The following is a 13,416-nucleotide window of genomic DNA, read 5'->3' as shown; positions in this document are numbered from 1 at the left end:
CGGGCGACAGGCTGCTGCCGTCTGGTTGCTCCGCATCATCCCCGATCCCTTTTGCAGATTTTCTCTATTGGGCAGGGGTGTTCCTGAAGGTAGAGTCCGCGCGCTTTCGCATTCACCGGACATCTTCAGGAGTATTCATGTCGTCAGCCCAGCGTCCCGCCCTTTCCCGGCTGCGGGTGAACCCGGTGGTCGCCGCCTGCGCGCTGATCGGTGCAGCGCCGTTCGCCCAGGCGCAGGACGCGGCGAGCGGGACGCTCGCGCCGGTGGTCGTCACCGGCAAGGGCTTCGAGCAGCGCGCCTTCGACACCCCGTACTCGGTGGGCACGGTGGACGAGGAGGCGCTGCGCAACGCGGGCCCGATGATCAACCTGTCGGAGGCGATGGCGCGGGTGCCGGGCCTGACGGTGGCGAACCGCAACAACTACGCACAGGACCTGCAGATCAACTCACGCGGCTACGGCGCCCGTTCGACCTTCGGCGTGCGCGGCATGCGCCTGTACAGCGACGGCATTCCCGCGACCATGCCCGACGGCCAGGGGCAGGTGTCGCACTTCGACCTCGCCGGCGCGCAGCGCGTCGAGGTGCTGCGCGGTCCGTTCAGCGCGCTCTACGGCAACAGCTCGGGCGGCGTCATCGCGCTGGTGAGCCAGCCGGTGCGCGAGCGCTATGGCGAGCTCGGTGCGGACATCGGCCGCTTCGGCCTGCGCCAGGGGCGCGTGACGGTGCAGGCGCCGCTCGGCGACGAGCCGGGCCGCGGCTTCGACCTGCGCTTCGGCGCGAGCTATCTCGACTATGACGGTTTCCGTCCGCAAAGCAGCGCCCGCCGCACGCTGGCCAACCTGCGGCTGGGCTGGACCGGCGAGCGCGACACCGTGGTCGTCAGCGTCAACCACGTCGACCAACCCGCCGACGATCCGCTGGGCCTGAACCGTGCGCAGTTCGACGCCGATCCGCGCCAGACGGCCGCGGTGGCGACCCAGTTCAACACCCGCAAGACCGCGCAGCAGGAGCAGATCGGTGCCACTTGGCGGCATCGCTTCGCGGACCTCGGTGCGCTGAGCGAGAGTGCCGTCACCGCCTATTTCGGCCAGCGGTCGGTCACCCAGTGGCAATCGATCCCCGTCCTGACCCAGCGCAACCCGACACCGCCGCCAAACACCGACCGCCACCCCGGCGGCGTGATCGACTTCGATCGCGACTACCAGGGTCTGGACGGCCGGCTGATCTGGCGCTGGACGCTGGACGGCGATCGCAGCGCCCAGTTCGTGGCCGGCGCGGCGCTGGAACGCAGCACCGAGGACCGCCGCGGCTACGAGAACTTCCTCGGCGATCCGCTGGCCCCCACGGCGCTCGGCGTCACCGGCAACCAGCGCCGCGACGAGAAGAACACCGTGAAGACCACCGACGTCTACGCGCAGGGCGAGCTGGAGTTCGTCAAGGACTGGGTGGCGACGCTCGGCGTGCGCAGCGGCCGCGTGCGCTTCGAGGCGGAGGATCACTATGTGTCCGGCCTCAATGGCGACGACTCGGGCTCGCTGAAGTACAGCTACACCAACCCGGTCGCCGCAGTGCAGTGGCGCGGCCTGCCGGACTGGAACTTCTATGTCAGCGCCGGCGAGGGCTTCGAATCACCGACCTTCGGCGAGCTGGCCTACCGTCCCGACGGCGGCAGCGGCTTCAACAACGGCCTGAAGGCGCAGACCAGCAAGCAGATCGAGCTCGGCGCAAAGTGGCGCAACGATGCGCGTGGCCTGGCTGCGGACTTCGCCGTGTTCGAGGCGCGTACCGACGACGAGATCGGCGTGGCGACCAACGCCGGTGGCCGCTCCACCTTCCAGAACGTCGGCTCGACCACGCGGCGCGGCGTTGAGCTGGGTGCGGGCTGGAGCATCACCCCGAACTGGCGCACCGCGCTGGCGTTGACCTGGCTGTCGGCGACCTACGACGACGCCTTCGTCACCTGCACCGCCGTGCCCTGCAACGGCGCCAACCCTGGCAACCAGGCGACCGTGCCGGCCGGCAACCGCATCGCCGGCACCAGCCCGCGCAGCGCCTTCGCCGAGCTGGCGTGGCGGCCCTTCGGCACGTCGACGACCGAGCTCGCCGCCGAGCTGCGGGCGCAGGACGAGGTGGCCGTCAACGACCGCAACACCGACTTCGCCGGCACCTGGGCCACCTGGGCCCTGCGTGCCACCCAGAGCTGGAAGCTGGCCGAAGGCAGCCGGATCGACGTGCTGGTGCGCGTGGACAACCTGTTCGACCGCGAATACGCCGGCAGCGTGATCGTCAACGACGGCAACGGCCGTTTTTTCGAGCCTGGCATGCCGCGCAACTGGCTGCTGTCGGTGAAGTGGCGGCAGGCGTTCTGAGCTGAGCCGGCGGCGACGCTAAAGTCGGGGCTTCCCGACTCGTACGACCCGCCGTTTGCCTGCCTCCGCCCTTGCTCTGGTTCTGACCGCCGCGCTGCTGCATGCGCTGTGGAATCTCGTTGCCAAGCGTGCAGGAGGTGACCAGCGCTTCGTGCTGCTGACAGCGCTGATGGTGGCGGTGCTGTGGGCGCCCGTCGGTCTGTGGGTGGCCTGGGACGAACTGCCGCGCTGGGGCCTGCTGGCCTGGGCTGCGGTGCTGGCCAGTGGCCTGACGCACCTGGCCTACTTCACGGTCCTGCTGCGGGGCTACCGGGCATCGGATCTCACGGTCGTCTACCCGGTTGCGCGTGGCACCGGGCCGCTGCTGTCGGCGCTGGGCGCCGTGCTGCTGCTCGGCGAATCCCTGTCGGCGGTCGGTGCGGCCGGTGTCCTGGCGGTGACGGTCGGCATCGTGCTGATCGCCGGTGGGCCGCGGCTGCTGCAGGCCCTGAGGGGCCGCCATGGTGACGGCGACACGGCATCGCAGCGCGTGCGCGCCGGTCTCGGCTGGGGCGCGGCGACCGGCGCGACCATCGCCGCCTACACGCTGATCGACGGCGCGGCGGTGAAGCTGCTGGCGGTGTCGCCGATCCTGGTGGACTACTTCGGCAACCTGCTGCGCATTCCGTTCATGCTGCCGCTGCTGCGCGACCGCGCGGCGCTGCGGTCCGCGTGGCGAGCGCAGTGGCGTCACGCCCTGGCGGTGGCGGTACTCAGCCCGGCGGCCTACGTGATGGTGCTGTACGCGATGCAGCTCGCGCCGCTGTCGCATGTAGCGCCGGCCCGCGAGGTGTCGATGCTGTTCGCGGCGCTGCTGGGCGGCCGGCTGCTGGGCGAGGGCGAACTGGGCTGGCGGCTGGTCGGGGCGGCGTTCATCGCCGTCGGCGTGGGTGGTCTTGCGCTGGGTTGAAGGAAAGTTTCGGAGCGATGGTTCGGCTCGTGAAGATCCGGCGCCACAGGCGGCTTGCAAGACAATCGGTACGCAGCTCATCCCTTGCTGCCAACCCAACGCGATCGTGAATCCCATGACTCCGTCGACCTCCATTCTTCTCTCGGCGCTTGCCTGCTTGGCGCTGGCCGGTGCAGCGACCGCGGTCGGGTTGGCTGAAACGGCGCGCCCCGCCGCCGTCTCGATGGAGCGGACGGTGCCGATCGCTGACTCGGACATCTTTGCGGAGATCGACGCGAACAAGCCGTTCCGTCAGATCCGGGGCGGGCAGGTCGGTCTGGAATGCGCCGGAGCGAAGGACATCAGCGTCGCGTCCTTCGACGCCGCTGGCGGTTTCGACGGAACAGCGCAGCCCGCGGGCCGGCGCTTCGGAAAGACGGCCGATCCGCTGGACTCGTCGAAGCAGGTACTGATGTTCGCGCCGTCGGTCAGCGACAGCCTGGGCGGAGCCGGGTCCAAGCGCTGCGAACTGAGCTGGTGGATCACACAACCGGGCGTCATCAAGCCATACATCGACATCTGGCACGCGTTCGGACTGTTGATGCCCGATGGCGGCTACGACTTCCAGGCTGTGATTAGCCAATACCATCAGCTGACGTCTCAGACGGTCAATCCCTGGGCGGCGATCCAGGCCGAAAAGAACGGACTGGTGCTTTTCGTTCGGCACAACACCATGGTGCCGCCGACGCGCGCCACGAACCAGACTCGCATTTTCGAATCACCCGGCATTCCGACGAAGGCCTGGACCGTGATCGTCACGAAAGTGCGCATTGATCCCAACGAGGGCGGGCGGGGCTACTTCCAAGCTTGGCGCGATGGCGTCCAGTTCGCGGATTACGCCGGTCCGACGGGCTACGCGACGATCGAACAGCATCCGACATGGCAGAAGTTCGGATTCTATCCGTGGGACCACGCCAACTGGTCCAAGCCCGCGACGGCGCGCGTGCTGTTCAAGGCGCCGGTGTTCGTGAGAGATCCGACCGGCTCCAAGTACACCGAGGCCAGTCTGCGCGCCTACGTGCTGGCTCGATAAGAAAGGGTCGGGCCCTGGCCCTTCGATGCCAACGCAAGTCAGCGTCCGAACAAGCCCTTCACGACGCTGCCGACGCCCTCGACCACGCCTTCCACGCTCAGACCCAACACGTTGCCCAGTGCCGAGGCGACGCGCGTCGCGAAGTTCTCGTTGAGCGAGAACGCCGGGTCGTCGAGCCGGCCTTCCAGCGTGAACTCGAGTTCGATGCGGTCGTGCCGGCTCATGAAGGCCAGCATGGCCTTGCGCGGCAGGCCGGCGAAGTTGCCGTCGCCGAGTTCCAGCTGGCTCAGCGTCATGTGCCCCGGCGCGTGCAGCTGCTGGCTTTTCACGGTGGGCGCCAGATCGAGGTCGAGCGTGCCCCGCTTCACGCCGCCTTGGGCCACCTGGTTCACGTAGGGCTGCAGTGCGAGCAGATCGACGCGGCGCAGGCTGAGCTTCAACGCGGCGTCGCGGGAGGCACCGGTCACGCTGCCGTGCAGCTCGAGCCGGCCCTCCTGGCCTGCCCGCGCGCCGCGGACTCCGGCGGTGATGTCGATCTGCGTCGCCCCATCCAGCGCCGGCAGCGCGAGCGGCCCGATGCTCGCCTGCATGTCCACCAGCCGCAGGGCCAGCGGCGGCCGGCTCACCGAGGCGTCGTAGAACGCGATCTCGGTCCCGCGCAACTGCACGTCGCCGATGCGCACTGCAGGCAGGCTGCCGCCGCGACGCTCGGCCCCGGTTCGCTCGCGCCGACCCAGCAGCGCGGGCAGCACCTGCATCTGGCCGTCGCGGCCCCGCAGCAGCGAGATGTAGCCGTCCTCGATGCGCACGCTGTGCACGCCGATGCGTCCGCGCAGCGCGGACCACAGGTCCGGCGCCACCACCATGCGGGGTGCACGCAGTTCGTCGGCCGCCGGCCAGCCGCTGCCCGGCGCGGCGGCGATGCGCAGGCCGAGGATCTCGACGCCGCCCCAGGCGAGGCCGACCGAGGCCACCTCGCTGCGCGGGCCGAGGGCAGCCACCAGTTCCTGCTGCAGCCGGTGTGCCGCCAGCTGCCAGACCACTGCCAAGGCAGCCAGCACGACGGCCAGACCGATCAGCAGGCCGCGCGCCAGTCGACGCGGGGCAGGGCGGGGCAGAGGCTCGTTGGCAGTCGGCATGCCGGGATTGTCGCGGGCCGGTAGAGTCCCAGCGTCCATGTCAGCACCCCCTTCACCTCCCGCCGCCGTCGTGCCCCTGCCTTTGCTGGGTGTCGACTTCAGCAGCGCGCCCACGCGGCACAAGCCCATCGTGCTGGCGCGAGGCCATGCCGACGGCCACCTGCTGCGTCTCGATGCGATCGAGCTGCTGCCCGATCTTTCCGCCTTCTCGGCCCTGCTGCAGCGGCCCGGTCCCTGGCTGGGGGCCTTCGACCTGCCGTTCGGCCTGCCGCGCGAACTGGTCACGGAGCTGGGCTGGCCGCAGGCCTGGCTGCCGATGCTGCGTCTCTATGCGGCGCTGCCGCGCAGCGAGATCCGCGAGCGTTTCGCGGCCTTCTGCGCGGCCCGGCCCACCGGGTCCAAGTTTGCTCACCGCGCCACCGATGGCCCCGCCGGGTCGAGCCCGTCGATGAAGTGGGTCAACCCGCCGGTCGCTACATGCTGCACGCGGGGGTGCCACGGCTCGTGGAGGCGGGCGTGACGCTGGCTGGTCTGCATGCCGGCGATCCGCAGCGCGTGGCGCTCGAGGCCTACCCCGGGCTGCTGGCGCGCGAGTTGATCGGCGCACGCTCGTACAAGAGCGACGAACGCGCGAAACAGACACCCGAACGCCTGATCGCCCGCAAGGACCTGGTCGACGCGCTGGAGCAGGGCCGGTCGCGGCTGGGCTTGCGGCTGAAGCTGCGCCATGCGCAGCGCGAAGAACTGGTGGCCGACGCGCGCGGCGACCGCCTCGACGCCGTGCTCTGCATGCTGCAGGCCGCATGGGCCGCAACGCAGCCGAACCACGGCTTGCCGCCGGTGATCGATCCGCTGGAAGGCTGGATCGTCACCGCGCCCTGGGCTGCCGATGCCAGGAGCGCGGCATGAAGCTCGGCCCCTTGTTCGGCCGGGCGAACCGGGCGCGGCTCGCGATCTACCTGCTGGCACTGTGGAAGCTGTTCAAGCACCCGGACACGCCGCGCGCGCCCAAGCTCATCGCCATCCTGGTGATCGCCTACGCGCTGAGCCCGATCGACCTGATTCCCGATTTCATCCCGGTGCTGGGGATGCTCGACGAACTGGTGCTGCTGCCGCTGGGGATCGCACTGGCCGTCAAGCTGACCCCCGATGCACTGTGGCAGGCCCGGCTGCGCGAGGCCGAGGCCAGTGGGGAACGCGTGCCGAAGATGCTGTGGGGTGTGTTGCTGATCGCCGCGGTGTGGCTGCTGTGCGGCGGCTTGCTGGCGTGGTGGGCGTGGCGCACCTGGGGTGCGCCATGAGGCTGTTGATCGCCTGGCTGGTCGCGTGGGTCGGGGCGACCGGTGGCGCGGTGGCCGAGGAGGTCCGTTTCGAGGGCGTGGTCACGCGCATCACCGACGGCGACACGGTCTGGGTGAGGCCCGACGCGAGCAACGGCCAGCAGGCTCGCCGCAAGCCCGTGAAGCTGCGCCTGGTGGGCCTGGACGCGCCGGAACGCTGCCAGCCGCATGGCAGCGAAGCCGGCGCCGCGCTGGCAGCGCGCGTGCAGGACCGCCACGTCACGGTGCGGCGGCGCGCGACCGACATGCATGGCCGTGCGCTCGGGACGCTGTGGCTGGGTGACCAGGATGTGGGCGCCTGGCTGGTCGCCGAGGGGCACGCATGGTCGGCTCGCTACGGCCGCGACCCGGGCCCCTATGCCGGCCAGGAGCAACGGGCCCGCGCCGCGGGGCGGGGCCTGTTCGCCGCGCCGAATCCAGAACTGCCGCGCGATTTTCGGCGGCGCCATGGGCCCTGTGACTGACAGATCGGCCGCCCGCGAGGCGGCGACTACTTTCGCATCAACGTGCTCTTGCCGAACAGCGACTCCACCAGGTCCACCGCGAGCACCGCGGTGGCATTGCGCACGTCGAAGGCCGGGTTCAGTTCCATCACGTCGAGCGAGGCGAGGCGGCCGGTGTCGGCGATCATTTCCATGCACAGCTGCGCCTCGCGGTAGGTCGGGCCGCCATTGACGGTGGTGCCGACGCCGGGCGCGATGGGCGGATCGAGGAAGTCGACGTCGAAGCTCACGTGCAGGTGGGTGTTGGCGTCCAGCGTCGCGAGCGCGAGCTCCATCGTATGGCGCATGCCCATCTCGTCGATGTAGCGCATGTCGAACACCTCGAGGTCGACCTCGTGCACCAGCCGCCGCTCGCCGGCGTCGACGCTGCGGATGCCGATCTGGCGCACCCACTTCGGATTGATCGCCGGCACCTGGCCACCGATCTCGATCAGCGCCTGCGGGCCGCGGCCGCACAGGCACGCGACCGGCATGCCATGCACGTTGCCGGTGGGCGTGAGCACGTTGGTGTTGAAGTCGGCGTGCGCATCGAGCCACAGCACGCGCAGCTTCTTGCCCGCCTCGCGGCAGTGGCGCGCCACCGCGCTGATGCTGCCGATCGCGAGGCAGTGGTCGCCGCCCAGCAGGATGGGCAACCGCCCCAGGCCGAGCTCGGCATGCACCGCTTCGTGCACCGCGGTATTCCATGCCACCACCTCGGCGAGGTGGCGGTAGCCCTCGGTCGGCGGCAGCCAGGGGTTGCGGGGTCCTGCAAGGTTGCCGCGGTCGACCACCTCCAGGCCGTGCGCCTCCAGCGTGCTCTGCAGGTTGGCCACGCGCAGCGCTTCCGGACCCATCGACGCACCGCGCGCGCCGGCGCCGATGTCGGTGGGCGCACCGATCAGAGAGATCTGCGGCGCGAGGCGGCGGAGGTCGGCGCTCATGGGCTCTCCGGTGTCAGACGTCTTCCGCGAAGGCGCCGGTCTGGGTGTCGAGCGCGTCGAGCCCGTAGTGGCGCTCGATCACGCCCCAGGCCTCTTCGGCGCTCTCGACGAAGTGGAACAGTTTCAGATCCTCGGCATTGATCATGCCGGTGCCGACCAACAGGTCGAAATTGATCAGCTTGGTCCAGAACTCGCGACCGAACAGCAGCACCGGTCGACGGCGGATCTTGCCGGTCTGCATCAGCGTCAGCGCCTCGAAGGTCTCGTCGAGCGTGCCGAAGCCGCCGGGGAAGCACACCAGCGCGATCGCGCGCATCAGGAAGTGCATCTTGCGCAGCGCGAAGTAGTGGAACTGGAAGCACAGCTCCGGCGTGATGTAGTCGTTGGGTGCCTGCTCATGCGGCAGCACGATGTTGAGGCCGATGCTCGGGCCGTCGGTCTCGAAGGCGCCGCGGTTGCCGGCCTCCATGATGCCGGGCCCGCCGCCGGTGACGACGGCGATCGGCTCGTCGAGCTGCTTCGAGGCCGTCGTCACGATGCCGGCGAAGCGCCGTGCCTCCTCGTAGTGGTGCGACATGGCCAGCTGCATCTCGGCGCGCTTGAGCGCGTCGGCGTCGCCCAGCGCCTGCGCGGCAGCGACGCGCTGCAGCGCCTCGTCGCGCGGCAGGATGCGCGCGCTGCCGAAGATCACGATGGTCGATTCGATGCGGTGCTCGCGCTGCACCAGCTCGGGCTTGAGCAGCTCGAGCTGCATGCGCACCGGGCGCAGTTCCTCGCGCAGCAGGAAATCCTTGTCGTCGAAGGCCAGGCGGTAGGCGCTTTCGGGGCCGGCATAGCGCGAGGCCGGCGTGACCGCGGCCACGTCTTCTTGGGCCGAGGGGAAATTGCGTGCGCGCAGATCGTGGGTCGTGTCGTCCATGCGCCCAGCTTAACCCGCAGGCCCGCGGTGCGGCCCGCACACCGGGCAGTCGGCGCGGCGGGCGAGGCGGATCTCGGTCCATTCCATCGCTCGGCCGTCGAGCATCTGCAGCCGTCCCGCCAGCGTCGGCCCGATGCCGGCCAGCAGCTTCAGCGCCTCGGCCGCCTGCATGCTGCCGATGATGCCGACCAGCGGCGCGAACACGCCCATCGTGGAGCAGCGCACCTCTTCGAAGGCGCTGTCCTCGGGGAACAGGCAGGCGTAGCAGGGGCTGGCGGCGTCGCGCACGTCGTAGACCGAGATCTGGCCATCGAAGCGGATCGCCGCGCCGGCCACCAGCGGCTTGCGGTGCACGGCGCAGGCCCGATTGACCGCGTGGCGCGTCGCGAAGTTGTCGCTGCAGTCGAGCACCACGTCGGCCTCGCGCACCAGGGCTTCGAGCCGCGCGGCGTCGGCGCGCTCGGTCAGGGCCCGGACTCGCACCGCGGGGTTGATGGCAGCGATGCTGCGGGCGGCTGATTCCGCCTTCGGCATGCCGATGCGCGCCATGTCGTGGACGATCTGACGCTGCAGGTTGGTCAGGTCCACCGTGTCATGGTCGGCCACGGTGATCGTTCCGACCCCGGCCGTGCCCAGGTAGAGCAGGGCCGGCGAGCCCAGCCCGCCGGCACCGATGACGAGCGCATGGCCGTCGAGGAGGCGCTGCTGGCCCTCGATGCCGATCTCGTCGAGCAGGATGTGGCGGCTGTAGCGCAGCAGCTGGTCGTCGTTCATGGCGCGAGGATAGCGTCGCGGGCTTCCTGCGGCGCCGCGCAATGCGAAGAGCCCGCCATGGCGGGCTCTTCGCTTGGGACCCCGAGAGGGCGCTCCGTCAGTTGGTCTTGGTGTCCTCGGGCTTGCGCTCGGTCTGCGTCTTCGAGGCCAGCACCGTCTTGCCCTTCAGGCGATTCAGCGCCTGCTGCAACGGGAAGTCCTCGGCGCTGCCGAACTCGGGCAGCGGCTTGGGCGCCTTGTCCTTGTCCTTGCCGTTCGCCTCTTCCAGCTTCTTCAGCGCCTCCTCTCGGGCCTTCTCGCGCGCCGGGTCCTTGACCTCCGGGCCCTGGCCGCTGGAGATGTGCTTCTCCAGGTCAGCCTCGCGGGTGCGGATGGCGGCGAACACGTTGCCTTCGGCAGTTTCGTCGAGCCACACGTCGGGCACGATGCCGGTGGCCTGGATCGAGCGACCGCTCGGCGTGTAATAGCGGGCGGTGGTGATCTTCAGCGCCGTGTCGGGCGAAAGCTGGCGCACCGTCTGAACCGAGCCCTTGCCGAAGGTCTGGCTGCCCATCACCGTGGCGCGCTTGTGATCCTGCAGGGCGCCGGCGACGATCTCGCTGGCGGAGGCCGAGCCTTCGTTCACCAGCACGATCAGCGGCACGCTCTTCAACCCCTCGGGCAGCTTCTTCAGCGGGTCGCTGCCACGGCGCGAGTAGAACTCCGGATTGGCCTTGAACACGGCCTTCGATTCGGCGATCTGCCCGTTCGTGGAGACCACTGTCACGTCCTTGGGCAGGAAGGCGGCCGAGATCGCCACCGACGCCTCGAGCAGACCGCCCGGGTCGTTGCGCAGGTCGAGCACCAGGCCCTTCAGGTTGGGGTCCTGCTTGTACAGGTCGGCCAGCTTGGTGGCGAAATCCTCGACGGTGCGGTCCTGGAACTGGCTCACGCGCAGCCAGGCATAGCCGGGCTCGATCATCTTCGCGCGCACGCTCTGCACGCGGATCTCCTCGCGGGTGATGGTGACCGGGAAGCTGCGGCTCTCGGCCTTGCGGAACACCGTCAGCACGACCTTGGTGTTGGGCTCGCCACGCATCTTCTTGACGGCCTGGTCCATCGTCAGGCCCTTGACGAAGCTGTCGTCGATCTTGGTGATCAGGTCGCCGCTCTTCACGCCGGCCCGGAAGGCCGGCGAGCCCTCGATCGGCGAGACCACCTTGACCAGCCCGTCCTCCATGCCGATCTCGATGCCGACACCGACGAAGCGCCCGCTGGTGCCTTCGCGGAATTCCTTGAAGGTCTTCTTGTCGAAGTACTGGGAGTGCGGGTCGAGGCCGGCGACCATGCCGCCGATGGCGTCGGTGATCAGCTTCTTCTCATCGACCGGTTCGACGTAGTCGCTCTTCACCATGCCGAATACCGCGGCGAGCTGCTGCAGCTCCTCCAGCGGCAAGGCCGCAGACGGGTTGCGCGCCGTCGCGGTCAGTTGCATCGTGGTCAAGGCACCCGCGACCGCCCCGACGACGATCCAGCCAGCCACTTTTGTCTTAGCACCCATGACGTCCGGGTTCCTTTTCGATTGCTGCAGTCCAGTATAGGACCGGCACTTGCGCTGTGAGTCTGCTCCAGACCCCAAAGTTGCGTCGTTTGGAAGGCTTTGCAGGCTTTTACCGACGCTTCCGGCTGCGCAGGCGGGCCGGCCTTCAGCTCGGCTGGCGTGGGAAGGTGACCACGTGGTCGACCTCGGCGCGGATGCCGATCCATTCGCCGAGCTGGTGATCGTGGTGCGAGGGCACGTGGGCGAGCACGCGTTCGCCGCTGGCGAGCTGCAGCGTGTACAGGAACTCGGAGCCGCGGAAGGCCTTGCGTTCGATGCGGGCCTTCACCGGCGAGCTGTCGTCGTGGACGATGTCGTCCGCCCGCAGCAGCACCTCGCACTCGCCACCCGGGTAGGCGGCGGACAACGGGCATTCCTCGAGATCGCTCAGGTCGCCCACGGGGGTGTGCACACGCGGACCGTCGGCGCCGTCCACGATGCGGGCCGGCGCGAACACGCCGTGCCCGATGAAGTCGGCCACGAAGCGTGTCGCCGGACGGTGGTAGAGCTGGTAGGCGCTGTCCCACTGGTCGAGGCGGCCCCGGTGCATCACGCCGATCACGTCACCCAGCGCGAAGGCCTCGAGCTGATCGTGGGTGACGAAGAGCGCCGTCGTGCCGGTCCGCTTGAGAATCGCGCGCAGCTCCTGCGCCAGGCGTTCGCGCAGATCGACGTCGAGGCTGGAGAAGGGTTCGTCCAGCAGCAGCAGCCGCGGCGCCGGCGCCAGGGCCCGGGCCAGGGCGATGCGCTGCTGCTGCCCGCCCGACAGCTGGTGCGGCGCGCGCTTCGCGGCACTGCCCAGGCCCACCAGGTCGAGCAATTCGGCCACGCGTTGCTCGCGCTGCGCCCGCGGCAGGTCGTGCAGGCCGAAGGCCACGTTCTGCGCCACGCTGAGATGGGGGAACAGCGCATAGTCCTGAAACACCATGCCGATGCGGCGCTGCTCCGGTGAGAGGTGGCGGCCGGTGGCCGCGTCGCCGAGCCGTTCGTCGCCCAGCGAGATGCTGCCGCCGGCCAGCGGCTCCAGGCCGGCGACGGCACGCAGCAGCGAAGTCTTGCCGCAGCCCGACGGGCCGATCAGCACACCGATCTCGCCCTCGGCCAGACCGAAGGACACGCCGTCGACCGCCGGCCGTTCGCCGCCGCCCGGGTGCGCCACCGGGTAGCGGATCGAGACATCGGCGAGACGCAGCAGCATCCCTCTATGATAGCGAGCTGACTTCAAATGAATTTCGTTCGCATTCCCGTATTCGCCCCGCCGCCGCGCCTTGACCACGGCCGTCGCGGGCCTTCCGACCGCGGCCTCGACTGAGCATGCGCCGTCTCGCCGTCGTGCTGTGCGCGCTGCTGGCGCTGCCCTTGCTGGGCGTGTTCGGGGCCTGGCTGGCCCCGCAGGCGCAGAGCCTCGAATTGCTGCGTCACCAGGCTGCCACGGTGCTGCCTGGCTACGCCTTGAGCTCGCTGCTGCTGGCGCTGGGCGTGGCGATCGGCGTGGCGCTGCTGGGCGGGGCCACTGCCGCCGCGGTCAGCCTGTTCGACTTCCCCGGGCGGCGCGTCTTCGAGTGGGCGCTGCTGCTGCCGCTGGCGATGCCGGCCTATGTACTGGCCTATGCCAGCACCGATTTCCTGCAGTACAGCGGCCCGCTGCAGACCACGCTGCGCGCGCTGACCGGCGCGCAGGGGCCGCTGTGGCCCGACGTGCGCAGCCTGCCCGGCGCCATCGTGCTGTTCACGCTGGCGCTCTACCCCTACGTCTACCTGCTGACCCGCGGCGCGCTGATGGAGCGCGGCCTGCATCTGATGGAGGCCGCGCGCCTGCTCGGCGCCGGACTCGGCCGCCGCGTGCGCG

Annotated in this window: 12 protein-coding genes and 1 pseudogene; 7 read left to right on the top strand and 6 right to left on the bottom strand. The window is 69.7% G+C overall.

Annotated elements, in window-relative coordinates:
- Window positions 1–137 precede the first annotated feature (137 nt).
- The 3 genes from x551_RS12315 (at window position 138) to x551_RS12305 (ending at window position 4,390) form a co-directional block, all read left to right on the top strand.
- Window positions 138–2,369, top strand: coding sequence for a TonB-dependent receptor (locus x551_RS12315; RefSeq protein WP_036248717.1), 2,232 nt, complete (start codon window positions 138–140; stop codon window positions 2,367–2,369).
- A gap of 55 nt (window positions 2,370–2,424) precedes the next feature.
- Window positions 2,425–3,318 carry a membrane protein gene (locus x551_RS12310; RefSeq protein WP_036248714.1) on the top strand — a complete coding sequence of 298 codons (894 nt, stop codon included), beginning with the start codon at window positions 2,425–2,427 and terminating at the stop codon, window positions 3,316–3,318.
- Between the two features lie 115 nt (window positions 3,319–3,433).
- A complete protein-coding gene (locus x551_RS12305; RefSeq protein ID WP_081771311.1) occupies window positions 3,434–4,390 on the top strand; it encodes a heparin lyase I family protein in 957 nt (318 codons plus the stop codon).
- Window positions 4,391–4,428: 38 nt separating this feature from the next.
- Here x551_RS12305 and x551_RS12300 read toward each other — a convergent pair whose 3' ends face one another.
- Complete coding sequence (locus tag x551_RS12300; RefSeq protein ID WP_051495814.1) at window positions 4,429–5,529, bottom strand: DUF748 domain-containing protein; 1,101 nt, start codon at window positions 5,527–5,529, stop codon at window positions 4,429–4,431.
- Between the two features lie 37 nt (window positions 5,530–5,566).
- Between x551_RS12300 and x551_RS12295 the strand changes: the two are divergent.
- The 3 genes and pseudogenes from x551_RS12295 (at window position 5,567) to x551_RS12285 (ending at window position 7,333) form a co-directional block, all read left to right on the top strand.
- Window positions 5,567–6,438: pseudogene (locus tag x551_RS12295) on the top strand (DUF429 domain-containing protein).
- Window positions 6,435–6,830: a YkvA family protein gene (locus x551_RS12290; RefSeq protein ID WP_036233989.1), complete on the top strand. Its 396-nt coding sequence runs from the start codon at window positions 6,435–6,437 to the stop codon at window positions 6,828–6,830. Before x551_RS12295 ends, x551_RS12290 begins: the two are co-directional and overlap by 4 nt.
- Window positions 6,827–7,333: a thermonuclease family protein gene (locus x551_RS12285; protein ID WP_036234003.1), complete on the top strand. Its 507-nt coding sequence runs from the start codon at window positions 6,827–6,829 to the stop codon at window positions 7,331–7,333. Before x551_RS12290 ends, x551_RS12285 begins: the two co-directional genes overlap by 4 nt.
- Before the next feature lie 26 nt (window positions 7,334–7,359).
- Here x551_RS12285 and rocF read toward each other — a convergent pair whose 3' ends face one another.
- From rocF to x551_RS12260, 5 genes are all read right to left on the bottom strand, one after another.
- Window positions 7,360–8,295 carry an arginase gene (gene rocF / locus x551_RS12280; RefSeq protein ID WP_036233991.1) on the bottom strand — a complete coding sequence of 312 codons (936 nt, stop codon included), beginning with the start codon at window positions 8,293–8,295 and terminating at the stop codon, window positions 7,360–7,362.
- 13 nt (window positions 8,296–8,308) lie between these two features.
- Entirely contained in the window at window positions 8,309–9,214 is a 906-nt protein-coding gene (locus tag x551_RS12275; RefSeq protein ID WP_011828680.1) for an LOG family protein, read from the bottom strand.
- 9 nt (window positions 9,215–9,223) lie between these two features.
- On the bottom strand, window positions 9,224–9,988 hold the full coding sequence (locus x551_RS12270) for a HesA/MoeB/ThiF family protein (protein ID WP_036233994.1): 765 nt from the start codon (window positions 9,986–9,988) through the stop codon (window positions 9,224–9,226).
- 97 nt (window positions 9,989–10,085) lie between these two features.
- The gene (locus x551_RS12265; protein ID WP_011828682.1) at window positions 10,086–11,528 is read right to left on the bottom strand and encodes a S41 family peptidase; all 1,443 of its coding nucleotides are present in this window, start codon (window positions 11,526–11,528) and stop codon (window positions 10,086–10,088) included.
- A 145-nt stretch (window positions 11,529–11,673) separates the two neighbouring features.
- Complete coding sequence (locus x551_RS12260) at window positions 11,674–12,765, bottom strand: ABC transporter ATP-binding protein (RefSeq protein WP_036248711.1); 1,092 nt, start codon at window positions 12,763–12,765, stop codon at window positions 11,674–11,676.
- Window positions 12,766–12,881: 116 nt separating this feature from the next.
- Between x551_RS12260 and x551_RS12255 the strand changes: the two genes are divergently transcribed.
- Window positions 12,882–13,416: ABC transporter permease subunit (locus x551_RS12255; protein ID WP_036233997.1), on the top strand; the 535-nt coding region annotated here is incomplete at its 3' end.

It is taken from the genome of Methylibium sp. T29 (assembly GCF_000576205.1).
GTDB classification, from domain to species: Bacteria; Pseudomonadota; Gammaproteobacteria; order Burkholderiales; family Burkholderiaceae_C; genus Methylibium; species Methylibium petroleiphilum.
The sequence above is the reverse complement of the archived record's forward strand: the minus strand, read 5'-3'. Positions and strand labels throughout refer to the sequence as shown.